The 22,193-nt window shown below is 71.0% G+C and carries 14 protein-coding genes; 13 read left to right on the top strand and 1 reads right to left on the bottom strand.

Annotation, left to right across the window (positions count from 1 at the left end):
• Positions 1-105 precede the first annotated feature (105 nt).
• The 8 genes from trpB to AC5LSR_RS04520 all read left to right on the top strand — a co-directional run bounded on the left by trpB (position 106) and on the right by AC5LSR_RS04520 (position 14,026).
• A complete protein-coding gene (gene trpB / locus AC5LSR_RS04555; RefSeq protein WP_445548426.1) occupies positions 106-1,338 on the top strand; it encodes a tryptophan synthase subunit beta in 1,233 nt (410 codons plus the stop codon).
• A 179-nt stretch (positions 1,339-1,517) separates the two neighbouring features.
• On the top strand, positions 1,518-2,432 hold the full coding sequence (trpA, locus tag AC5LSR_RS04550) for a tryptophan synthase subunit alpha (protein WP_445548425.1): 915 nt from the start codon (positions 1,518-1,520) through the stop codon (positions 2,430-2,432).
• A 360-nt stretch (positions 2,433-2,792) separates the two neighbouring features.
• The gene (gene lgt, locus AC5LSR_RS04545) at positions 2,793-3,998 is read left to right on the top strand and encodes a prolipoprotein diacylglyceryl transferase (protein ID WP_493468178.1); all 1,206 of its coding nucleotides are present in this window, start codon (positions 2,793-2,795) and stop codon (positions 3,996-3,998) included.
• A gap of 449 nt (positions 3,999-4,447) precedes the next feature.
• The gene (gene gltB, locus AC5LSR_RS04540; protein ID WP_250284150.1) at positions 4,448-9,034 is read left to right on the top strand and encodes a glutamate synthase large subunit; all 4,587 of its coding nucleotides are present in this window, start codon (positions 4,448-4,450) and stop codon (positions 9,032-9,034) included.
• A 368-nt stretch (positions 9,035-9,402) separates the two neighbouring features.
• The gene (locus AC5LSR_RS04535) at positions 9,403-10,845 is read left to right on the top strand and encodes a glutamate synthase subunit beta (protein ID WP_250284153.1); all 1,443 of its coding nucleotides are present in this window, start codon (positions 9,403-9,405) and stop codon (positions 10,843-10,845) included.
• Positions 10,846-11,120: 275 nt separating this feature from the next.
• Positions 11,121-12,383, top strand: a complete 1,263-nt coding sequence (gene serS / locus AC5LSR_RS04530; protein ID WP_250284155.1) for a serine--tRNA ligase — start codon at positions 11,121-11,123, stop codon at positions 12,381-12,383.
• A 282-nt stretch (positions 12,384-12,665) separates the two neighbouring features.
• Positions 12,666-12,884, top strand: a complete 219-nt coding sequence (locus AC5LSR_RS04525; RefSeq protein WP_250284167.1) for a DUF6343 family protein — start codon at positions 12,666-12,668, stop codon at positions 12,882-12,884.
• Positions 12,885-13,321: 437 nt separating this feature from the next.
• Positions 13,322-14,026, top strand: coding sequence for a polysaccharide deacetylase family protein (locus AC5LSR_RS04520; RefSeq protein WP_250284169.1), 705 nt, complete (start codon positions 13,322-13,324; stop codon positions 14,024-14,026).
• A 163-nt stretch (positions 14,027-14,189) separates the two neighbouring features.
• On the opposite strand, the gene AC5LSR_RS04515 is transcribed toward AC5LSR_RS04520, so the two are convergent.
• Positions 14,190-14,564 (bottom strand): PIN domain-containing protein, encoded by a 375-nt coding sequence (locus AC5LSR_RS04515; protein WP_445548424.1) that lies wholly within the window; start codon positions 14,562-14,564, stop codon positions 14,190-14,192.
• A 364-nt stretch (positions 14,565-14,928) separates the two neighbouring features.
• Between AC5LSR_RS04515 and AC5LSR_RS04510 the strand changes: the two genes are divergently transcribed.
• From AC5LSR_RS04510 to nifD, 5 genes are all read left to right on the top strand, one after another.
• Positions 14,929-16,815, top strand: coding sequence for a 2-oxoacid:acceptor oxidoreductase subunit alpha (locus AC5LSR_RS04510; protein WP_250284173.1), 1,887 nt, complete (start codon positions 14,929-14,931; stop codon positions 16,813-16,815).
• The gene (locus AC5LSR_RS04505; RefSeq protein ID WP_250284175.1) at positions 16,808-17,842 is read left to right on the top strand and encodes a 2-oxoacid:ferredoxin oxidoreductase subunit beta; all 1,035 of its coding nucleotides are present in this window, start codon (positions 16,808-16,810) and stop codon (positions 17,840-17,842) included. Before AC5LSR_RS04510 ends, AC5LSR_RS04505 begins: the two co-directional genes overlap by 8 nt.
• Positions 17,843-18,537: 695 nt before the next feature.
• Complete coding sequence (nifV, locus tag AC5LSR_RS04500) at positions 18,538-19,689, top strand: homocitrate synthase (RefSeq protein WP_493468177.1); 1,152 nt, start codon at positions 18,538-18,540, stop codon at positions 19,687-19,689.
• Between the two features lie 103 nt (positions 19,690-19,792).
• Positions 19,793-20,665: a nitrogenase iron protein gene (nifH, locus tag AC5LSR_RS04495; protein WP_250284178.1), complete on the top strand. Its 873-nt coding sequence runs from the start codon at positions 19,793-19,795 to the stop codon at positions 20,663-20,665.
• A 33-nt stretch (positions 20,666-20,698) separates the two neighbouring features.
• Positions 20,699-22,147, top strand: coding sequence for a nitrogenase molybdenum-iron protein alpha chain (gene nifD / locus AC5LSR_RS04490; RefSeq protein WP_250291657.1), 1,449 nt, complete (start codon positions 20,699-20,701; stop codon positions 22,145-22,147).
• Positions 22,148-22,193: the final 46 nt, after the last annotated feature.

Raw genomic sequence — 22,193 nt, 5'->3', positions numbered from 1 at the left:
CCGCCGGCTCGCCGCCGGCCCGTGGCTGACCTGCCGCTGATGCGCCGCCGGCCTGTCGCGCACGGAACATCCCCAGGGCGATAGGTTCACGCAGTGACCTCCGCCGTGACTCCAACCGCCGGGCCCACCGACGCGGATGCCGTACCGGTGGGCCCGCTGCCCGACAGCGCCGGGCACTTCGGGCGCTTCGGTGGTCGTTTCGTCCCCGAGGCGCTGTTCGCCGCGCTGGACCAGCTGACCGACGCCTACGCGGCCGCGCGGGCCGATCCCGGTTTCGCCGCCGAGCTGGGCGGGCTGCTCGCGACGTACGCCGGCCGGCCCACCGCGCTCACGGACGCGGCCCGGCTGACCGCGCACGTCGGCGGCGCCCGCATCCTGCTCAAGCGGGAGGACCTGGCCCACACCGGCTCCCATAAGATCAACAACGTGCTCGGCCAGTGCCTGCTCACCCGCCGGATGGGCAAGACCCGGGTGATCGCCGAGACCGGCGCCGGCCAGCACGGGGTGGCCACGGCCACCGCCTGCGCGCTGCTCGGCCTGGAGTGCGTGGTCTACATGGGCGAGGAGGACACCTCCCGGCAGGCGCTCAACGTCGCCCGGATGCGGCTGCTCGGCGCCGAGGTGGTGGCCGTCGCCTCGGGCAGCCGCACCCTCAAGGACGCGATCAACGAGGCCATGCGGGACTGGGTGGCCACGGTGGACACGACCCACTACTGCATCGGCTCGGTGATGGGGCCGCACCCCTTCCCGATGCTGGTCCGTGACTTCCAGCGGATCATCGGGGTGGAGACGCGGGCACAGGTCCTCGAGCGTGTCGGCGGGCTGCCCGACGCGGTGGTGGCCTGCGTCGGCGGCGGCTCGAACGCGATGGGGATCTTCCACCCGTTCATCGGCGACCCCTCCGTCCGGCTGATCGGCGCCGAGGCCGGCGGCGACGGGCTGGCCACCGGCCGGCACGCGGCCGCGATCGCCGGCGGCGCCCCCGGCGTCTTGCACGGCATGCGCACGTTCCTGCTCCAGGACGCCGACGGGCAGACGCAGGTGTCGCACTCGATCTCGGCCGGGCTGGACTACCCGGGCATCGGTCCCGAGCACGCCTGGCTGCACGAGACGGGCCGGGCGACCTACGGGGTGGTCGACGACCGGGCCGCCATGGACGCGCTGCGCCTGGTGGCCCGGCTGGAGGGCATCCTGGTCGCGATCGAGAGCGCGCACGCGTTCGCCGCCGCGTTCGGCGTCGCCCGGGATCTCGGCCCGGACGCCGTCGTCGTCGTGAACTGCTCGGGGCGCGGTGACAAGGACGTCGACACCGCGGCGAAGTGGTTCGACCTCCTCTGACGGCCCTCCCCGGCGGGAACGCCGGCAGCGACGAAAAACACCACCGTCAGGAACGAACACCACCGCCAGGAACGAGCAGCGCCAGCGGCGGGAACCACGCCGAACCAGCTCCGCGCGGCGGGTGCCAGGCAACGGCCTGGCCGCCGCCGACGGCGGAACGGATCACGGAACGGACCAGGGTGCGAAGTCTTTCGGATGAACGGAGCCTCGCCGGTGAGCCCGACGAGCGAAACGAGCCCGGCGAGCGGAACGAGCCCGGCGGGCAGAGCCGGCTGAGCCAGGCCTTTGCCCGGGCGCGCGCCGACGGGCGGGCGGTGCTGGTCGGCTACCTGCCGGCGGGCTTCCCCTCGGTGGCCGGCGCGGTCACGGCGATGCGGGCCCTCGTCGAGGCCGGGGTGGACGTCGTCGAGGTCGGCCTGCCCTACTCGGACCCGACCATGGACGGCCCGGTGATCCAGGCCGCGTCCGACGCGGCCCTGCGCCGCGGGGTCACCACCGCCGACGTCCTGCGCACGGTGGAGGCGGTGGCCGCCACCGGCGTGCCGGCGCTGGTGATGACCTACTGGAACCCGGTCGAACGCTACGGGGCCGCCGCGTTCGCGCGTGATCTCGCGGCCGCGGGCGGAGCCGGCGCGATCACACCGGACCTGCCGCCCGAGGAGGCCGGCCCGTGGCTCGCGGCCACCGCCGACACCGGGCTCGACCCCGTCTTCCTGGTCGCGCCGAGCTCGACCGACGCCCGGCTGGCGCGGGTCGCCGCGGTCAGCAGGGGCTTCATCTACGCGGCGTCGCTGATGGGCGTGACCGGGGCCAGGGAGCGGGTGGGCGCGCAGGCGGCCGAGCTGGCCCGCCGGGTCCGGGCCGTGACCGACACGCCGGTCGCCGTCGGGCTCGGTGTGAGCACGCCCGAGCAGACGGCCGAGGTCGCCGGCTTCGCCGACGGGGTGATCGTCGGATCGGCTCTGGTCAGGGCGCTGCTGGACGCCGAGCGCGCGGGGGCGGATCCGGAGGAGGCGGCGGTGGCGCTGCGGGGGGTCGTGGCCGGGCTCGCCGCCGGGGTGCGCCGCTCCGGGCCGTCCGTGCCACGGGGATGATCCCTGCCGTCCCTGCCGTCCCTGCCGTCCCTGCCGTCCCTGCCGTCCGAGTCGCTCCCGCTGCCCGTAGTGGTGCCGTGACTACAGGATCGTTTGATAGTGATTTGCAACTTTTTGTAGTGTTTCGTGGCGTCCGCTGATAGCTGGTGACGTCCAGTAATATTGCTGGCGTAATTGATAATCTTCGGTGACAATCTGCCGGTTACTTACGGCAACGCTTGTGGCATGCGGCGATGTGGGGCGCGGCGAGGGCCAGGTTACGGGCGGTATAGCTTGGCCCGTGTGGTCCTAGCCGCGATTCCCAGCCCCTCGACGGGCATCCTGTATGTAGGCCCCGTTCCACTGAGGGGCTACACCCTGATGATCATCATCGGTATCGTGATCGCGACCGTGATCACCGGTCGGCGGCTGCGCGCGCGTGGCCAGCCCTCCTATCTCGCTACCGACGTGGCGGGGTGGGCTGTCCCGTTCGGTGTCGTCGGAGCGCGGATCTACCATGTCGTCACCAGCCCGGACGCCTATTTCGGCGCCGGCGGGGACCCGGTCGACATCCTGCGGGTCTGGCATGGCGGGCTGGGGATCTGGGGCGCGGTCGTCGGCGGGGCGCTGGGCGGGTGGCTCGCCTGCCGGCGCCGCGGGGTCGCCTTCGGCCTGTTCGCCGACGCGGCGGCCCCGGGCCTGGTCCTGGCGCAGGCTGTCGGGCGGGTCGGCAACTGGTTCAACCAGGAGCTCTACGGGCGCCCGACCGGCCTGCCCTGGGCGCTGCGGATAGACCCCCGGCACCAGCGTGTCCCCGGCGAGCCGCTCTACCATCCCACCTTCCTGTACGAGGCGCTGTGGAACGTCGGGGTGGCCGGCGTCCTGCTGTGGGTGGACCGCCACCACCGGCTCGGCCGGGGCAAGCTGTTCGCGCTCTACGTGCTGCTCTACACCGCCGGGCGGGCCTGGATCGAGGCGCTGCGCATCGACGAGGCGCACACCTTCCTCGGGGTGCGGCTCAACGACTGGACGTCGCTGGTCGTGTTCGCCGCCGCGGCGCTCGCCCTGGTGTTCCTGCGCGCTCCCGCCGACCTCCCGGCGTCCGCCGACGCACCCACCGACGATCCCAGCCCCACTGCCAGCCCCGCCGCCGGGCCCACGGCAGAGCCCGCTGCCGAGTCCGCTGCCGAGTCCGCCGCCAGCCCCGTGGCCACCTCCACCGCCGGCGGGCCCGCGGCAGGGCCCGCTGCCAGTCCCGCCGCCGGGCCTGCGGCAGAGCCCGCCGCCGAGCCCGCTGCCGAGTCCGCCGCCAGCCCCGCCGCCGGGCCTGTTGCCAGTCCCGTGGCCAGCCCCGCCGCCGGGCCCGCGGCAGAGCCCGCCGCCGGGTCCGCGGCCGCCGCGGACGAGCCGGGCAGCGAGGCCTCCGGTGACGCCGCGGCCCGGGCCGACGGCGTGGGCGGGGAGAGCGCGGTGGCCGAGAGCGGCGGCCCGGGCGGGGAGGCCTCCCCGGCGGCACGGCCCGACGGCGTGCCGCCGGGCGTGGAGCCCGCCGTCCGCGCGGCCGCCGAGCCGTCCAACCAGTCCTGACCGGCGGCGCCAGGCCGCGACGGCGAAAAACGGGGAAAACGGAAAAAAGGAGAGAACGGGGAGGTCAAAGAGGACGAGAGGACGGAGGGGAGCGCGGAGAAAGCGGAGAGTACGCGGAGCGAGGTGTCCGGCATCCGACAGCCGGTGGCTGACGGCGATCGCGGACAGCGCTGGGATGCGGCGCTGGAAACAGCGACGAAAGACGGCGGTGACGTTGGTGGACGCTCAGGGCGGCGTGCTCCGGGGCCGGCCGGCGGGTCTGGGGCCGCGGCGCCACCGCGTGCCCGGTTGGCCACATCCGCCGCCAGCCCGTTTGTGATCACGGCGGATCCGGTGCGCACGTGGCACACTCGTTAGTGCGCCCGGCCGGGACATTTCCTGTCGGCGGCGCGTCCGGACAGCGTCGTCCGCCTCTTGGAGATCCCCTGAAGACGGACAGGACCCGCCGGATGTCGATCGCACAAGGTTTGTACGACCCCACGTTCGAGCACGACGCCTGCGGGGTCGGCTTCGTCGTCGATGTCCGTGGGCGACGCAGTCACGAACTGGTCGAACAGGGCCTCACCGTGCTGCGCAACCTCGACCACCGGGGCGCGTCCGGCTCCGACCCGGACACCGGTGACGGCGCGGGCATCCTGTTGCAGGTCCCGGACGCGTTCCTGCGCGACGTCGTCGACTTCCCGCTGCCGCCGCCCGGCCAGTACGCGGTGGGCACCGCGTTCCTGCCGCAGATCGCCGGCGACCGGGACGACGCGGTCCGCGCGATCAGCCGGATCGTGCGCGCGGAGGGCCTGCGGGTCCTTGGCTGGCGCGAGGTTCCGGTGATCAGTCACATGGTCGGCCGGTCCGCCGCGGAGGTCGAGCCGTGGATGCGCCAGCTTTTCCTCGGCCTGCCCGCCACGGCCGGCGGCGGCCGCACGGTGGGTGTCACGGCCGGTGTCACAGCGGGTGACGGCGCCGGCGGCGGCGAGCCCTTCGACCTGATGGACCTGGAGCGCCGGGCGTTCCGTGTGCGCACCCGGGCCCACCGGGAGGCGGGGGTGTACTTCGCCTCCCTGTCCGCGCGCACCGTCGTCTACAAGGGGATGCTCACCACCCACCAGCTCTCCGCGTACTTCCCCGACCTCGACGACCCCCGGTTCGCCAGCGCCATCGCGCTGGTGCACAGCCGGTTCTCCACCAACACCTTCCCGAGCTGGCCGCTGGCGCACCCGTACCGGTTCGCCGCCCACAACGGTGAGATCAACACCGTGCGTGGCAACCGCAACTGGATGCACGCCCGGGAGGCGCTGCTCGCCAGTGACCTGATCCCGGGGGACCTGAACCGTCTGTTCCCCATCTGCTCGGACGGCGCCAGCGACTCGGCCAGCTTCGACGAGGTCCTGGAACTGCTCCACCTGGCCGGGCGCAGCCTGCCGCACGCCGTCCTGATGATGATCCCGGAGGCGTGGGAGAACCACGACGAGATGGATCCGGCCCGGCGGGCCTTCTACCAGTTCCATTCGGCGCTGATGGAGCCGTGGGACGGCCCGGCGTCGATCGCCTTCACCGACGGCACGGTCATCGGCGCGGTGCTCGACCGCAACGGGCTGCGCCCGTCCCGCTACTGGGTGACCGACGACGGCCTGGTCGTGATGGCCTCCGAGGTCGGCGTCCTCGACATTCCCGCGCACAAGGTGGTGCAGAAGGGCCGGCTGCAGCCGGGGAAGATGTTCCTGATCGACACCGCCCAGGGCCGGATCGTCGACGACGAGGAGATCAAGTCCGAGCTGGCCGCCGCCGCACCCTACGAGGAGTGGCTGCACGCCGGCCTGATCTCCCTGGACGACCTGCCCGAGCGCGAGCACGTCATCTACGGGCACGAGTCAGTGCGCCGCCGCCAGCAGGTCTTCGGCTACACCGAGGAGGAGCTGCGGGTCATCATCGCGCCGATGGCCCGCGCCGGCGCGGAGCCGATCGGGTCGATGGGCACCGACACCCCGGTGGCGGTGCTCTCGCAGCGCCCGCGGCTGCTGTTCGACTACTTCACCCAGCTCTTCGCGCAGGTCACCAACCCGCCGCTGGACGCGATCCGGGAGGAGATGGTCACCAGCCTGGCGCGCACGCTCGGCCCTGAGGGCAACCTGCTCGCGCCGTCGCCGGCGTCCTGCCGGCTGGTGCGCCTGCCGTACCCGGTCATCAGCAACGCCGAACTCGCCAAGATCGTCGGTATCAACGACGACGGTGACATGCCCGGGTTCGCCGCGGTGACCGTCCGTGGCCTCTACGACGTCGACGGCGGTGGGGCGGCGCTCACCGGCCGGCTGCGGGAGATCTGTCGCGGGGTCAGCGAGGCGATCGCCGACGGCGCCCGCGTCGTCGTGCTCTCCGACCGCGACTGCGACCGGCACAAGGCCCCGATCCCCTCCCTGCTGCTGACCGCCGCCGTCCACCATCATCTGATCCGGGAGAAGACCCGCACCAAGGTCGGCCTGATCGTCGAGTGCGGTGACGCCCGTGAGGTCCATCACATCGCGCTGCTGCTCGGCTACGGCGCGGCCGCGGTCAACCCGTACCTGGCCTTCGAGTCGATCGACAACATCCTCGACGCCGGCGAGCTGGACGGGATCACCCGGGAGCAGGCCCAGAAGAACCTCATCAAGGCGCTCGGCAAGGGCGTGCTGAAGGTCATGTCCAAGATGGGCGTGTCCACCGTGGCCGGCTACACCGGCGCGCAGCTGTTCGAGGCGATCGGCCTGTCCCAGCGGCTCGTCGAGACCTACTTCACCGGGACGCCGTCCCGGCTCGACGGGGTGGGCATCGACGTCCTCGCGGACGAGGTCGCCGCCCGCCATCACCGGGCGTACGCGGCGCTGCCCAGCGAGCTCGCCCACCGCGACCTCGACGCCGGCGGGGAGTACCAGTGGCGCCGCGAGGGCGAGGTGCACCTGTTCAACCCGGAGACGGTCTTCCTGCTCCAGCACGCCACCCGCAGCCGCCAGTACGAGGTCTTCAAGCAGTACACCGCCACCGTCGACGAGCTCTCCCGGCGCAACGCCACCCTGCGCGGCCTGTTCGAGCTGCGCGCGGGGCTGCGCCCGCCGGTGCCGATCGAGCAGGTCGAACCGGTCTCGGAGATCCTCCGGCGGTTCGCGACCGGGGCGATGTCCTACGGCTCGATCAGCGCCGAGGCGCACGAGACCCTCGCGATCGCGATGAACCGGATCGGCGGCAAGTCGAACACCGGCGAGGGCGGGGAGGACGCCAGGCGCTACGTCCCCGATGCCAACGGCGACCTGCGCCGCTCGTCGATCAAACAGGTCGCCAGCGGACGGTTCGGGGTGACCAGCGAGTACCTCGCCAACGCCGACGACATCCAGATCAAGATGGCGCAGGGCGCCAAGCCGGGTGAGGGCGGCCAGCTGCCCGCGCACAAGGTCTACCCGTGGATCGCGCGGACCCGGCACTCGACGGCAGGCGTGGGCCTGATCTCCCCGCCGCCGCACCACGACATCTACTCCATCGAGGACCTCGCCCAGCTCATCCACGACCTGAAGAACGCCAACACCCGGGCGCGGGTGCACGTCAAGCTCGTCGCCGAGGTCGGGGTGGGCACGGTCGCCGCCGGGGTGTCCAAGGCCCACGCCGACGTCGTGCTGATCTCCGGGCACGACGGCGGCACCGGCGCGTCCCCGCTGACGTCGCTGAAGCACGCCGGCGCCCCCTGGGAGCTCGGGCTCGCCGAGACCCAGCAGACCCTGCTGCTCAACGGCCTGCGCGACCGGATCGTCGTCCAGGTCGACGGCCAGATGAAGACCGGCCGGGACGTCGTCGTCGCCGCCCTGCTCGGCGCCGAGGAGTTCGGGTTCGCCACCGCCCCGCTGGTGGTGGCCGGCTGCGTGATGATGCGGGTCTGCCACCTCGACACCTGCCCGGTGGGGGTCGCGACCCAGAACCCGGCGCTGCGCGAGCGCTTCACCGGCCGGCCCGAGTTCGTCGAGGCGTTCTTCACCTTCATCGCGCAGGAGGTGCGCGAGTACCTCGCGGCGCTGGGCTTCCGCACCCTGCGGGAGGCCGTCGGGCACGTCGAGTTCCTCGACGCCCGCGCCGCCGTCGACCACTGGAAGGCGGCCGGCCTCGACCTCACCCCGCTGCTGCACAGCCCGGAGCGGCCGTTCGGCGGTGCCCTGCACTGCACGACCGCCCAGGACCACGGGCTGGACAAGGCACTGGACAACTCCCTGATCCAGCTCTGCGAGGACGCTCTTGAGGACGGCCGGCCGGTGTGGCTGGAGATGCCGATCCGCAACGTCAACCGGACGGTCGGCACCATGCTCGGCTACGAGGTGACCAGGCGGTACGGCGCGCGGGGCCTGCCCGACGACACGATCTCGCTGCGGTTCACCGGCTCGGCCGGGCAGAGCTTCGGCGCGTTCGTGCCGCGCGGGGTGACGCTCACCCTCGAGGGCGACACCAACGACTACGCGGGCAAGGGCCTCTCCGGCGGCCGGATCATCGTCTTCCCGCCGAAGGAGGCGCCGCTGCGCGCCGAGGAGAACATCGTCGCGGGCAACGTGCTGCTCTACGGCGCCACCGCCGGCGAGGCGTTCTTCCGCGGCATCGTCGGCGAGCGGTTCTGTGTCCGCAACTCGGGCGCGACCGCCGTCGTCGAGGGCGTCGGCGACCACGGCTGCGAGTACATGACCGGCGGCACCGTCGCCGTGCTCGGGCCCATCGGGCGCAACTTCGCCGCCGGGATGAGCGGCGGCGTCGCCTACCTGTACCGGCCGTCGCGGCGGCGGATCAACATCGAGATGGTCGACGTGGAGCCGCTGGACGACGACGACCGCGAGCTGCTGCACACACTGATCGCCCGGCACCGGCGGGAGACCGGCTCCACGGTCGCCGCCGGCCTGCTCGGCCGCTGGGAGGACGAGCAGGCCCGGTTCGTCAAGGTGATGCCGCGGGATTACAAGCGCGTGCTGGCGGCTATGAAGAAAGCGGAGGAGGACGGGCTGCCCGCCGATGATCTGATCATGGCGGTTGCCCGCGGCTGAGCCCGTCCGGGGCGCCGCTCGGCTCATCCGCGGCTGGGCGGCGTCCCGGCGGGTGATGCCCGCCGGGCGGGAGGTTCCCGGCGGCACCGCCCCCGCGCGGCACGTACCGGGCGTGTCCGATGTTCCCGATGCGTCCGGCGGCATACCGCGCTCTTCCCGGCGGTCCGCCCGATGAACCCGGCGCCGTCGACATGTCCGTGAAATCCTTGTAAAACACCCCCGCGAAAACCCGATGAAACACACACCCGAGAACCGCGTCGAGCACCGCCCCCGCGACGCCGCCCCCGCGACCCGCACCCCGCGGCCGGCGGCGCCCGGCGCACGGCACCCCGTCACCCGGCAGCACCCCACCACCCGACAGGAGCGGTATGGCTGACCCGACAGGATTCCTCAGGCACCACCGGGAGCAGCCGAAGCGCCGGCCCGTCGACGTACGCCTCACCGACTGGAAAGAGGTCTACGAGCCGTTCCCGGCCGGTTCCCTGCGGGACCAGGCCACCCGGTGCATGGACTGCGGCATCCCGTTCTGCCACAACGGCTGCCCCCTGGGGAACATCATCCCGGAGTGGAACGACCTGGTGCGCCGCGGCGACTGGCACGACGCGATCGAACGGCTGCACGCCACCAACAACTTCCCGGAGTTCACCGGACGGCTGTGCCCGGCGCCCTGCGAGGCCGCCTGCGTGCTGGGCATCTCCGACGATCCGGTGGCCATCAAACAGGTCGAGGTGTCGATCATCGACCGGGCGTGGGGCGACGGTGCGGTCCGCCCTGTGCTGCCGTCGACGCGCACCGACCAGCGGGTCGCCGTGGTCGGGTCGGGCCCGGCCGGGCTCGCCGCGGCCCAGCAGCTCACCCGCGCCGGCCACAACGTCGTCGTGTACGAGCGGGCCGACCGCATCGGTGGCCTGCTGCGCTACGGCATCCCCGAGTTCAAGATGGAAAAGCACGTCCTGGACCGCCGCCTCGCCCAGATGCGGGCCGAGGGGACGGTGTTCATGGCGTCCTGCGACGTCGGCGTCGACATCACCGGGGACGAGCTGCGCGCCTCCTACGACGCGGTCGTGCTCGCCGGCGGTTCGACGGTCGGCCGGGACCTGAACATCCCCGGCCGCGACCTCGACGGCATCCACCTCGCCATGGAGTACCTGGTGCCCTCGAACCGGGTCCAGCAGGGTGATCTCGCGGCGTCCCCGATCAGCGCGGCCGGCCGGCGGGTGGTCATCATCGGCGGTGGCGACACCGGCGCGGACTGCCTGGGCACCGCGCTGCGCCAGGGCGCCCGTTCCGTGCACCAGCTTGAGATCATGCCGCGGCCGCCGCGGTCGCGGCCGGCGGCCAACCCGTGGCCGACCTGGCCGGTGGTCTACCGGGTGTCCAGCGCGCACGAGGAGGGCGGCGAGCGCGTCTTCGCCGTCTCCACCGAGCGTTTCTTCGGGGACGACGCGGGGCGGGTCCGCTCGCTGCGCATGCACGAGGTCCGACTCGTCGACGGCCGTTTCGAGAAGGTGCCCGACAGCGACGTCGAGCTGCCCTGCGAGCTGGTGCTGCTGGCGATGGGTTTCACCGGGCCGCAGCGCACGGGTCTGCTCGAGCAGCTCGGGGTGGCTCTCGACGCCCGCGGCAACGTCGCCCGCGACGCCGGCTGGGCCACCTCGGTGCCGGCTGTGTTCGCCGCCGGGGACATGGGCCGCGGCCAGTCACTGATCGTGTGGGCGATCGCGGAGGGCCGGTCCGCCGCCGCCGCGGTCGACCGCTACCTGCGCGGGACCACCGATCTGCCCGAGCCGGTCACCCCCACCCGCAGATAGCCCCTGGACAGACCCGGATTTCCGCGGAGCGGGAATCCGGGATCCGGTTCCTGGTACGGGCCGCGGTACAGGCCGCGGCCCGTGTCTCCCACGTGGTGATCGACAGCGTGCCCTGGCGGGCGCTGTAGGCTTTTCGGCGACGTCACATATCCGTGGTGGTCCGTGCGAGGGCGCCGTAGGTGTCCGGCGGAGGGGGAGCCACCGGGCGCCGCAGGGCGCTCCGCTGACAGGGCAGGGCGCCTGTGGGGCGCCCCGCTGGAGGGCACAGGAGCCAGATGCTGGACAGGCGGTTCATCCGGGAGAATCCCGATGCCGTGCGCGAGGCCGCTCGCGTCAAGGGGGTCGACCTCGACGTCGACGGCATCCTGGCTCTCGACCGCAGCGTGCGATCGTTGCAGCACGCCCTGGACACGGCGCAGCGTGAGCGCCGGGAGCTCGCGGGTTCGTTCAAGAGCGCCGACGCGGTCGGCCGCGAGCGGCTGCGGGAGCGCTCCGCCGCCCTCGACGTCCAGCTGCGCGAAACCCGTGACGAGCTGGAGACCGCCGGCGAGCGGCTGCGGGACCTGCTGCTGCGCACCCCGAACATCCCGTGGGACGGCGCCCCGGTCGGCCCGGACGAGTCCGCGAACACCGTCATCCGGGTCTGGGGGGAGCGGCCGGCGTTCGACTTCACCCCGCTCGACCACGTCGAGCTGGCCGAGAAGCGCGGCTGGGCGGAGTTCGAACGGGCCCGCAACGTCTCGGGGGAGCGCGCCTACGCGCTGGCCGGGCAGCTCGTCCTGCTGGAGCGGGCGGTCCACTCCTACGCGCTGGACCTGCTCGCGCACAGGGACTTCCGGCTGGTCTCGGTGCCGTCGCTGGTGAAACGGGAGGCGCTGGTCGGCACCGGTTTCCTGCCCGGGCACGGCGAGGAGATCTACGAGCTGCCCGCCGACGAGCTGTTCCTCGCCGGCACCGCCGAGGTCGCGCTGGTCGGCCTGCACGCCGGCGGGATGCTCGCCCTGCGTGACCTGCCGCTGCGCTACGCCGGGATCTCGCCGTGCTTCCGCCGCGAGGTCGGCAGCGCCGGGCGGGACGTGCGCGGGCTGCTGCGGGTCCACCAGTTCGAGAAGGTCGAGCAGTTCGTCATCTGCGAGGCCGACGAGGCGCAGTCGGCCCGCTGGCACGCCGAGCTGCTGGACACGGCCGAGACCGTCCTGCAGTCCCTGGGCCTGGCCTACGAGGTGGTGGAGTGCGCCACCGGCGACATGGGCCTGGGCAAGTTCCGGATGAACGACATCAACACCTGGTTCCCGTCGCTGGAACGCTACCGGGAGACCCACAGCTGCTCGACGCTGCACGACTGGCAGGCGCGGCGGGCGAACATCCGCTACAAGGACGCCGAGGGGCGTGTCCGCTTCGCCCACACCCTGAACAACACGGCGGTGGCCACCCCGCGGCTGCTGGCCGCCATCCTGGAGAACTTCCAGACGGCGGACCACCACGTCCGCATCCCCAAGGTCCTGCGCCCCTACCTCGGCGACCGCGAACTGCTCTAGCCAGCCAGGCCGGCCGGGCCGGCTGGAGCCGGCGGACAGCTCCGGGGCCACCGGCCACCGGCGAAGATCAGCATAATTTTGTCGTGGTGTACGCCGATACGGCCAAAAAGCGTACAGAACGACAAAATTATGCCGATCATGGCCTGGCTGGGTGGTTGCGGAAGGGATCCGCACTGCCCGACCGGCGCTTCAGGCGTGTTCATCTGAGGACGTGGTGGGCACACTGCCGTACGTGAACGACGGGGATGCCGTGACGGCGGACGGGCCGGCGGGCGGGCCAGGGTGAACGGCGGTCCGGGCGGGTATCCTCCCGCCCGCAGCGCGCTGGGCCTGCGTTTCGCCCTCGCCATGTTCGGGCTGCTGTTCGCCACGGCCATGTGCGCCTATTTCGCGGTCCAGGACCGCCCGGTGCCCGCCGTACTGCTCGGCCTGGTCGCCCTGACCGCCGTGATCGACCTGTTCGTCATCGTCCGCCGCGTCCGCCACGAGCACCGCTGGTGAACGTGCTCCGCTGGTGAACGCGCCCCGCTGCCCGCCCGCATCCCCCTGCCTCTCCGGTCGCCGACACGCCGAGCCGTAGGTGGAAACCGTCACCAGGGCGGCTGAAACCACCTACTCTTCCAGTGCGTGTAGGTGGAAAAGGCTGTCGGGACGACCGGAATCACCTACGCCTTCCTCCTGAAGGGAGCGGGTTGTTCCTGAACCGTCGTGGTCTCCTGGTGACAGCGGCGAGCAGTGCCCTCGCCGGCTGCGCCATTCCGCCGCACGGATCGATTACCCGGCCCGGATCCGGGCCGGGTGGCACGTCGGACTCGCGCTCACTGCCGACCGGTCACCGTCCGCCGGCGGACGGTGCCGCGTCGCCAGCCGGCGGGCCGACGACGGGCCAGGCTCCGGTCGATCAGGCTCCGGTCGATCAGGCCCCGGTAACCGACGGGGTGGCCCGTGACGGTGTGATCGCCCGTTACCGTGATGTTCAGGCCTCCGCGTGGGGTATCGATGTTCCCGGCGTCACGACGGTCCTGCCCACCGCCGACAGGGTGATCGCGCTGACCTTCGACGCGTGCGGTGGCCCGCACGGCAGCGGCTACGACCACGCGCTGGTGGCATTTCTGCGTGCGCACGGGATGCCGGCCACGCTGTTCCTCAACTCCCGCTGGATCGATGCCAACATCCGGGTCTTCCACGAGCTCGCCGCCGACCCGCTGTTCGCAATAGGGAATCACGGGACATCCCACCGCCCGCTGTCGGTGTGCGGCCGGTCAGCGTATGGGATAAAGGGCACGGATGATGCCGCCGGGGTGTTCGACGAGGTCACCGGGAACCGGGACAGGCTCGCCGCGCTCCTCGGCCACCCGCCGCGGTTCTTCCGGGCGGGCACCGCCCACTGCGACGATGTCGCCGTCCGGATCGTCGCCGACCTCGGCGAGCGTGTCGTCAACTTCGACGTCAACGGCGACGCCGGAGCGACCTTCACCCCCGGCCAGGTCGAGCGGGCCGTGCTCGGCGCGAAACCCGGATCGATCGTCATCGCCCACATGAACCATCCCGCCGGCGGGACCGCCGCGGGAATGGCGGCCGCGCTGCCCAGACTGATCGACACCGGTTTCCGGTTCGTCCGTCTTTCCGAGTACGTCTGGTAAATGCCGGCCGACGGCGGCACCCCGCGCTGTCATCATGATCGTCGGACCGGATGTCACCCATGCTGCTGACGGCCGGTTCGTCGTGGGCGGAGGAGGCCGGGCCGTACCACGGACTGTACGGGCGTACGGGTATTGAACCTGAGCAGGCTCCTGGCCAGGGCTGTCACGCGCCGGGGCTGGCGGTGGGGAGCCCGGCTCCGGCGGCGATCGCGAGCAGGCGTTTGTCATAGGTGACGAACGCCTCCAGCCGGGCGCCGGGCTGGTCGGTCAGCACCGTGGCGGTGGCCAGATGGATGGCGTCCAGGGAACGAAGTTGTGGATCATCGTAGGCGGCCGCGACGGCTCGGACCGTGGCGTCGATCTCCAGCCGGTACAGCCGGGCGAGGGTGACGGGCAGCCTGCCCAGGGCCTGCGGGGCGCAGCGGCGTAGCGCGCGGGACGCCTCGACCTCGACCAGGACCGACGACACCAGTGGCAAGGCACGGTGGGTGTCCAGCCAGTCCAGAAGGTCGGCGGTGAAGGGCGGGTCGGCGGCCAGGTAGCCACGTGGAAGACGTGGGAAGCCGCCGCGGGCGGACCGGCCCCGGGCGGTGGGCCGGTTGCCGGGATGATGTGAACCTTCGTCGGAAAGAAACAGACCGGTTGTCCCCGGTGCCGGGGAAACGTATTTCGGTCATTATTTCCCGAAAGTCCCGGGGCGGTGGCCGCGGGCGGGGGTCGCGATTGTTTTCCCGCACGTCCGCCCATATATGTGACGGCGTTGTTGTCGAAATGCCGTGACCGATACCGCGCTGGTCGCGAGACTGCGATTTGACACCGCGAAACACGCTGGAAGCAATGCCTCCGTATAAGAAGGACGGGCAGGCCTGACGGCCCACTCTACCCACGGTCGGACCGTGGGTATGCCCCTCGCCGACCGTCGGTCATTGAGGAGGTCCACGTACGTGGCCAAGCAAATCCAGCATCTCGACCGGGTGGCAATCCGGTTCGCCGGTGACTCCGGCGACGGCATGCAGCTCACCGGCGACCGTTTCGCCTCCGAGACGGCCATCCTGGGAAACGACCTGTCCACCCTTCCCAACTACCCCGCCGAGATCAGGGCCCCATCGGGCTCGTTGCACGGTGTGTCCAGCTTCCAGGTACATTTCGCCGCCCATGACGTCCTCACCCCCGGGGACTCGCCGGACGTCCTGGTGGCGATGAACCCGGCCGCGCTGCGCGCCAATCTCGCCGACCTGCCGCCCAACGCGGAGATCATCGTCAACACCGACGAGTTCACTCCCCGCAACCTGGAGAAGGTCGGTTATACAAGCAACCCGCTGGAGAACGACTCGCTCGACGGGTTCATCGTCCACCGGGTGCCGCTGACGTCGGCGACGATCGCCGCTCTCGCCGACTTCGAGGTCTCCAAGAAGGACGCCGAGCGGGCGAAGAACATGTTCGCGCTCGGCCTGCTGTCCTGGATGTACAGCCGGCCCACCGAGGGCACGGTGGAGTTCCTCAGGCAGAAGTTCGCCAAGAAGCCGAAGATCGCCGCCGCGAACGTGGCCGCCTTCCAGGCCGGCTGGAACTACGGCGAGACCACCGAGGACTTCGCCGTCCGCTACGAGGTCAAGCCGGCGAACCTCGAGCCCGGCACCTACCGCAGCGTCAACGGCAACTCCGCGCTCGCCTACGGCCTGGTCGCCGCCGGCCTGCGCGCCCACCTGCCGGTCTTCCTCGGCGCCTACCCGATCACCCCGGCCTCGGAGATCCTGCACGAGCTGTCCGGGTACAAGCGCTACGGAGTGACCACCTTCCAGGCCGAGGACGAGATCGCCGCGGTGGGCTCGGCGCTCGGCGCCTCCTACGGCGGCGCGCTCGGGGTCACCTCGACCTCCGGCCCGGGGCTCGCGCTGAAGACCGAGACCCTCGGGCTCGCGGTGATGCTGGAGCTGCCGCTGGTCATCGTGGACGTGCAGCGCGCCGGCCCGTCGACCGGCCTGCCGACCAAGACCGAGCAGTCCGACCTGAACATCGCCCTGTTCGGCCGGCACGGTGAGGCACCGCTGGCGGTGATCGCGGCCCGCTCGCCGGCGGACTGTTTCTACGCGGCGCTGGAGGCGGCGCGCATCGCGCTGACCTACCGGATGCCGGTCATCCTGCTCTCGGACGGCTACCTGGCCAACGGCTCCGAGCCGTGGCTGCTGCCGGACCCGGCGGACCTGCCCGACCTGCGGGTGGAGTTCGCCACCGAGCCCAACGGGCCGGACGGGAAGTTCCTGCCCTACCTGCACGACCCGCACACGCTGGCCCGCCCGTGGGCGGTGCCGGGCACGCCCGGTCTGGAGCACCGCGTCGGTGGTCTGGAGAAGGCCGACGGCACCGGCGCGGTCTCCTACGTGCCGGCCGACCACGACCTGATGATGCGGCTGCGCGCCGCCCGGGTCGAGGCCATCGACGTGCCCGACCTGGAGGTCGAGGACCCCACCGGGGACGCCCGGGTGCTGGTGCTCGGCTGGGGCTCCACCTACGGACCAGTCGGCGCGGCCTGTCGCAAGCTGCGGGAACGCGGGGTGGCAATCGCCCAGGCGCACCTGCGGCACATCTCGCCGCTGCCGCGCAACGTCGGCACGGTGCTCGCCGGCTACGACCGCGTCGTCATCCCGGAGATGAACCTCGGGCAGCTCGCCCACGTGATACGCGACCGCTACCTGGTCGACGCCGTGTCCTACAACAAGGTCAACGGCCAGCCGTTCACCTCGGCGGAGCTGGAGACGGTCCTGGAGGAGGTCGTGCGCAATGACTGAGGTCCCGCTCAAGCTCACCGCCAAGGACTTCCGGTCGGACCAGGAGGTCCGCTGGTGCCCGGGATGCGGTGACTTCGCGATCCTGTCGGCGATCCAGTCGTTCATGCCGGAGCTGGGCATCCCCCGGGAGCAGATCACCTTCGTCTCCGGGATCGGGTGTTCCTCCCGTTTCCCGTACTACCTCAACACCTACGGGATGCACTCGATCCACGGCCGGGCGCCGGCGATCGCCAGCGGTCTCGCGATCAGCCGCCCGGACCTGTCGGTGTGGGTGGTCAGCGGTGACGGCGACGCGCTGTCCATCGGCGGTAACCACCTGATCCACGCGCTGCGCCGCAACGTCAACATCAAGATCCTGATGTTCAACAACCGGATCTACGGGCTGACCAAGGGCCAGTGCTCGCCGACCTCGGAGTTCGGCAAGGTCACCAAGTCGACGCCGGTCGGCTCCCGGGACACCCCGTTCAACCCGATCGCGGTGGCGCTCGGCGCCGAGGCGTCGTTCGTGGCCCGCACGATCGACTCCGACCGCAAGCACCTGCACTCGGTGCTGCGGGCCGCCGCCGCGCACCAGGGCAGCGCGTTCATCGAGATCTACCAGAACTGCGCCATCTTCAACGACGGCGCGTTCGACGTGCTGAAGGACCCCGCCAGCCGCGACTCGGTGCTCGTCCGTCTCGAGCACGGCAAGCCGATCACCTTCGGCGCCTCGGGGGAGAAGTGCGTGGTGCGCGAGCCGCGCGGCTTCGGCCTGGAGGTCGCCGACACCGCCAGCGTCCCGCGCAGCGAGATCATCGTGCACGACGAGACGGTGCCCGGGCCGGCGTACGCGTTCACCCTGTCCCGGCTGTCCGACCAGGACCTCAGCAACACCCCGGTCGGGGTGTTCCGCCGGGTGGCCCGGCCCGCCTACGAGTCGCTGGTCCAGGAGCAGAACGCCGCCGCCCGCACGGGCGTCGCGGATGCCACGCCCGACGACCTGCTCGCCGAGCTGCTGCACACGGGCAACACCTGGACGATCCGCTGAGCTCCTGACCCACCGGGCCGCCGTCCCACCGGCGTTCCCCGGCCGGCCGTGCCCAATGGGCGCGGGCGACCGGGGAACGCCTTTGTTGTTTTCTGCCGGGCAGCTGTTGTTTTCTGCTGGGCAGCCGCTGTTCCCTGCCGGGCATCGCCGCCGGTCCGGGCCGCGGCGGCCGCCCGGACCCACGGGCCGGAATTTCCGGGTCATCCGAACAATGGGCCGGGCAATAGGTCACCGGTGTCGGAACGTTCGTCCCGGAAGTCGCCGAACACCGTATTCGGCAACGGATTCGGGAGGTAAAAAACTGGTACGGCACGCTGTCGGAGCCGGTCGTCGAAAACTGTTGGCGGGCAGGTTGCCGGCTGGCCGGAACCCAGGTGGTGGCCGGCGTCCGCACCATTGGTCCCAGGCATTTCGGCCACCTGGCCCAGGCTTCTTCTGCTATTCGTCCCGGAATCGCGGACCGGGCGTAAAAGTAACTGGGAAGATACGGCGCTTAAAGCGCCCGAAACAACGGTCAGCGACATTTCTAATCGCGACACCTCAACGGTGAGGATCGCGGGACCGCCCGCCGGCGGATCGCGGGCCGCAAAGCGCGGATCCGGCATCGGGCAGCTGGCCGGCACCGGCCCGGCACAGCGCCTCTTCCCTGTTCGGTGCGACTGACGGAGGGCACGCATGATGTGGAGCACGACATCGTGATCGGGTTCTGTGACACCACGCTGCGCGACGGTGAGCAGGCCCCGGGCGTCGCCTTCACCGCCGAGGAGAAGCTCGCCATCGCGGCCGCTCTCGACCGCGTGGGGGTACAGCAGATCGAGGCGGGCGTGCCGGCCATGGGGCCGTCCGAACGCGAGGCCATCCGCCGTGTCGCGGCGGCGGGCCTGCGGGCGGAGGTCATCGCCTGGTGCCGGGCCGTGCGGTCCGACATCGACGCGGCGGTGGCCTGCGGGGTGCGGCGGGCCCACATCAGCATCCCCGTGTCCGACCTGCACCTGCGGTACAAGCTCGGCCGTGACCGGGCGTGGGCGCGCGGCCGGATCCTCGGCTGCGTCGCGTACGCCCTCGACCGTGGGCTGCTGGTCGGGGTCGGGTTCGAGGACGCCTCGCGGGCGGACGACGGCTTCGTCGCCGACCTCGCCGGCGAGCTGTCCCGGGCCGGTGCCGACCGTCTGCGCTGGGCCGACACCGTCGGGATCCTCGAGCCCGCCAGGGCGTACGAACGGCTGTCCGCCCTGGTGGTGGCCGCCTCGGCGGCGCCGGCCATCTGGGAGATCCACGCCCATGACGACTTCGGGCTGGCCACCGCCAACACGCTCGCGGCGGTCCGGGCCGGTTTCGGGTCCGTCAGCACGACGGTCGCCGGGCTCGGGGAGCGGGCCGGCAACGCCGCCTTCGAGGAGGTGGCGATGGCGCTGCGCCATCTTCTCGGGTACCGGGTCGATCTGGACACCACGGCGCTGCGCGCGCTGGCCGAGCTGGTCTCGGGCGCGGCACGCCGGCCGGTACCCACCGGGAAGGCGATCGTCGGGGAGTCTGCGTTCGTCCACGAGTCCGGTATCCACGTGGACGGCGTGCTGAAGGCTCCGAGGGTCTACGAGCCCTTCGACCCCGCGGAGGTCGGCGCGCGGCGCCGGCTGGTCGTGGGCAAGCACGCGGGGCGGGCGTCGCTGCGCCACGCCCTGCGGGAGTACGGGATCGACGCCGACGAGGGCGTGCTCGGATCCGTCCTGGACGGCCTGCGGTCGCACGTCACGGCGCTCAAGCGGCCGTTGCGCTCCGGGGAGGTCCGTGACCTCTACGAGCTCGCGGCGGCCAGCCTGGCCGCCGGCGCCGGCGCCGGTTCCTGAACGAATACAGCACGGAAATCCCGGACGGACAGCAGTCCGGTGAACCAACACCGGTTCTTCCACAGTGACGCACGCCCAAGCGTGCGGTGAGGAGCACACACCAATGAGGCAGCTCGCGTTCTACGGTAAGGGTGGTATTGGTAAGTCCACCACTCAGCAGAACACGATGGCCGCACTGGCTGAGCGGGGCAACCGGGTCATGATCGTCGGTTGTGACCCGAAAGCGGACTCGACCCGTCTGATCCTGCACTCCAAGGCCCAGCACACCGTCATCGAGAAGGCGGCCGAGAAGGGCTCGGTGGAGGACCTCGAGCTCGAGGAGGTCCTGCTCGAGGGCGCGTGGAACATCCGGTGTGTCGAGTCGGGCGGCCCGGAGCCGGGTGTCGGCTGTGCCGGCCGAGGCGTCATCACCGCCATCACCTTCCTGGAGGAGAACGGCGCCTACGAGGACCTCGACTTCGTCACCTACGACGTCCTCGGTGACGTCGTCTGCGGTGGGTTCGCCATGCCGATCCGCCAGGGCAAGGCCCAGGAGATCTACATCGTCACCTCCGGTGAGATGATGGCCATGTACGCGGCGAACAACATCGCCCGAGGCATCCTCAAGTACGCCCACACCGGTGGCGTCCGCCTCGGTGGGCTGATCTGCAACAGCCGTCAGACCGACCGTGAGGACGAGCTCATCATGGAGCTCGCGCGGCGCCTGAACACCCAGATGATCCACTTCGTCCCGCGTGACAACATCGTCCAGCACGCCGAGCTGCGCCGGATGACGGTCATCGAGTACTCGCCCGAGGCGAACCAGGCCAACGAGTACCGCGAGCTCGCGCGCAAGATCGAAGAGAACGACATGAAGACCATCCCCACCCCGATCAGCATGGACGAGCTCGAGGAGCTCCTGATCGACTTCGGGATCATGGAGCAGGAGGACGAGTCGATCGTCGGTCAGAAGGCCGCCTCCGCCGTCGGCGCCTGACCGCTCGTCCCCGTACACCCAGAAAGGTCTGTCATGACTCCGCCCGTGACGTCTGCCGAGACGCAGGCGATGATCGATGATGTCCTCTCGGCCTACCCGCCCAAGGTCGAGAAGGACCGCCAGAAGCACGTCAAGCCCAACGACCCGGGCGGGGCGAAGGAATGTGAGGTCAAGAGCAACGTCAAGTCCCGTCCCGGGATCATGACGCTGCGTGGCTGCGCCTACGCCGGCTCCAAGGGTGTGGTGTGGGGCCCGATCAAGGACCTCATCTCCATCAGCCACGGCCCGGTCGGCTGCGGCCAGTACACCTGGGGCACCCGGCGCAACTACGCCAACGGGCAGCTCGGCATCGACAACTTCACCGTCATGCAGATCACCAGCGACTTCCAGGAGAAGGACATCGTCTTCGGTGGCGACAAGAAGCTCGCCGCCATCCTGGACGAGCTGGTGGAGGTCTTCCCGCTGGTCAAGGGCGTCTCCATCCAGTCCGAGTGCCCGATCGGCCTGATCGGTGACGACATCGACGCGGTCTCCACCGCGGCGACGAAGCGGCTGAACATGCCGGTCGTCCCGGTCAAGTGCGAGGGGTTCCGCGGGATCAGCCAGTCGCTGGGCCACCACATCGCCAACGACGCGATCCGCGACCACGTGCTGGGCACCCGGGAGATCGCCGAGCAGACCCCGTACGACATCACGCTGCTCGGTGACTACAACATCGGTGGCGACGCCTGGGCCTCCCGGAAGATCCTCGAGGACATGGGCCTGCGGGTCATCGCCCAGTGGTCCGGCGACGGCACCGTCAACGAGATGGCCACCGCCCACCTGGCCAAGCTCAACGTGCTGCACTGCTACCGCTCCATGAACTACATCGCCACCACGATGGAGGAGCGGTACGGCACCCCGTGGACCGAGTTCAACTTCTTCGGCCCCACGAAGATCGTCGAGTCGATGCGGAAGATCGCCGAGTTCTTCGACGACACCATCAAGGAGAAGACCGAGGCCGCCATCGCGCGGTACCAGCCCTTCTTCGACAAGGTGCGGGAGACCTACCGGCACCGGCTCGAGGGCAAGACCGTGATGCTCGCCGTCGGCGGCCTGCGCCCGCGGCACACCGTCGGTGCCTACGAGGACCTCGGCATGGAGGTCATCGGGACCGGCTACGAGTTCGCCCACAAGGACGACTACACCCGTAGCTACCCCGAGCTCAAGCAGGGCATCGTGGTCTACGACGACCCGACCGCCTACGAGATGGAGGAGTTCACCCGCCGTCTCAAGCCGGACCTGGTCGGCGCCGGCATCAAGGAGAAGTACGTCTCGCACAAGATGCGGACGCCGTTCCGTCAGATGCACTCCTGGGACTACTCCGGTCCGTACCACGGTGTCGAGGGCTTCGCGATTTTCGCCCGGGACATGGACAGCGCTGTGAACAGCCCGTCGTGGAACCTGTTCGACGCGCCGTGGGCGAATTCCAAGAAGAGCTGATTTCCCTGCGGAAGACGTGTCTTTCGCCCGTGGCTTCCCGCGAAGG

The sequence above is a fragment of the Protofrankia sp. CiP1_Cm_nod4 genome (assembly GCF_982290645.1).
This window is presented reverse-complemented; position numbering and strand designations above follow the sequence as displayed.

Bases quoted from the DNA above. Each gene is read 5' to 3' on its own strand.
- nifH (WP_250284178.1), top strand. From the start codon at position 19,793: ATGAGGCAGCTCGCGTTCTACGGTAAGGGTGGTATTGGTAAGTCCACC.
- nifD (WP_250291657.1), top strand. From the start codon at position 20,699: ATGACTCCGCCCGTGACGTCTGCCGAGACGCAGGCGATGATCGATGAT.
- serS (WP_250284155.1), top strand. From the start codon at position 11,121: ATGCTGGACAGGCGGTTCATCCGGGAGAATCCCGATGCCGTGCGCGAG.
- AC5LSR_RS04510 (WP_250284173.1), top strand. From the start codon at position 14,929: ATGCCCCTCGCCGACCGTCGGTCATTGAGGAGGTCCACGTACGTGGCC.
- gltB (WP_250284150.1), top strand. From the start codon at position 4,448: ATGTCGATCGCACAAGGTTTGTACGACCCCACGTTCGAGCACGACGCC.
- AC5LSR_RS04505 (WP_250284175.1), top strand. From the start codon at position 16,808: ATGACTGAGGTCCCGCTCAAGCTCACCGCCAAGGACTTCCGGTCGGAC.
- AC5LSR_RS04535 (WP_250284153.1), top strand. From the start codon at position 9,403: ATGGCTGACCCGACAGGATTCCTCAGGCACCACCGGGAGCAGCCGAAG.
- lgt (WP_493468178.1), top strand. From the start codon at position 2,793: ATGATCATCATCGGTATCGTGATCGCGACCGTGATCACCGGTCGGCGG.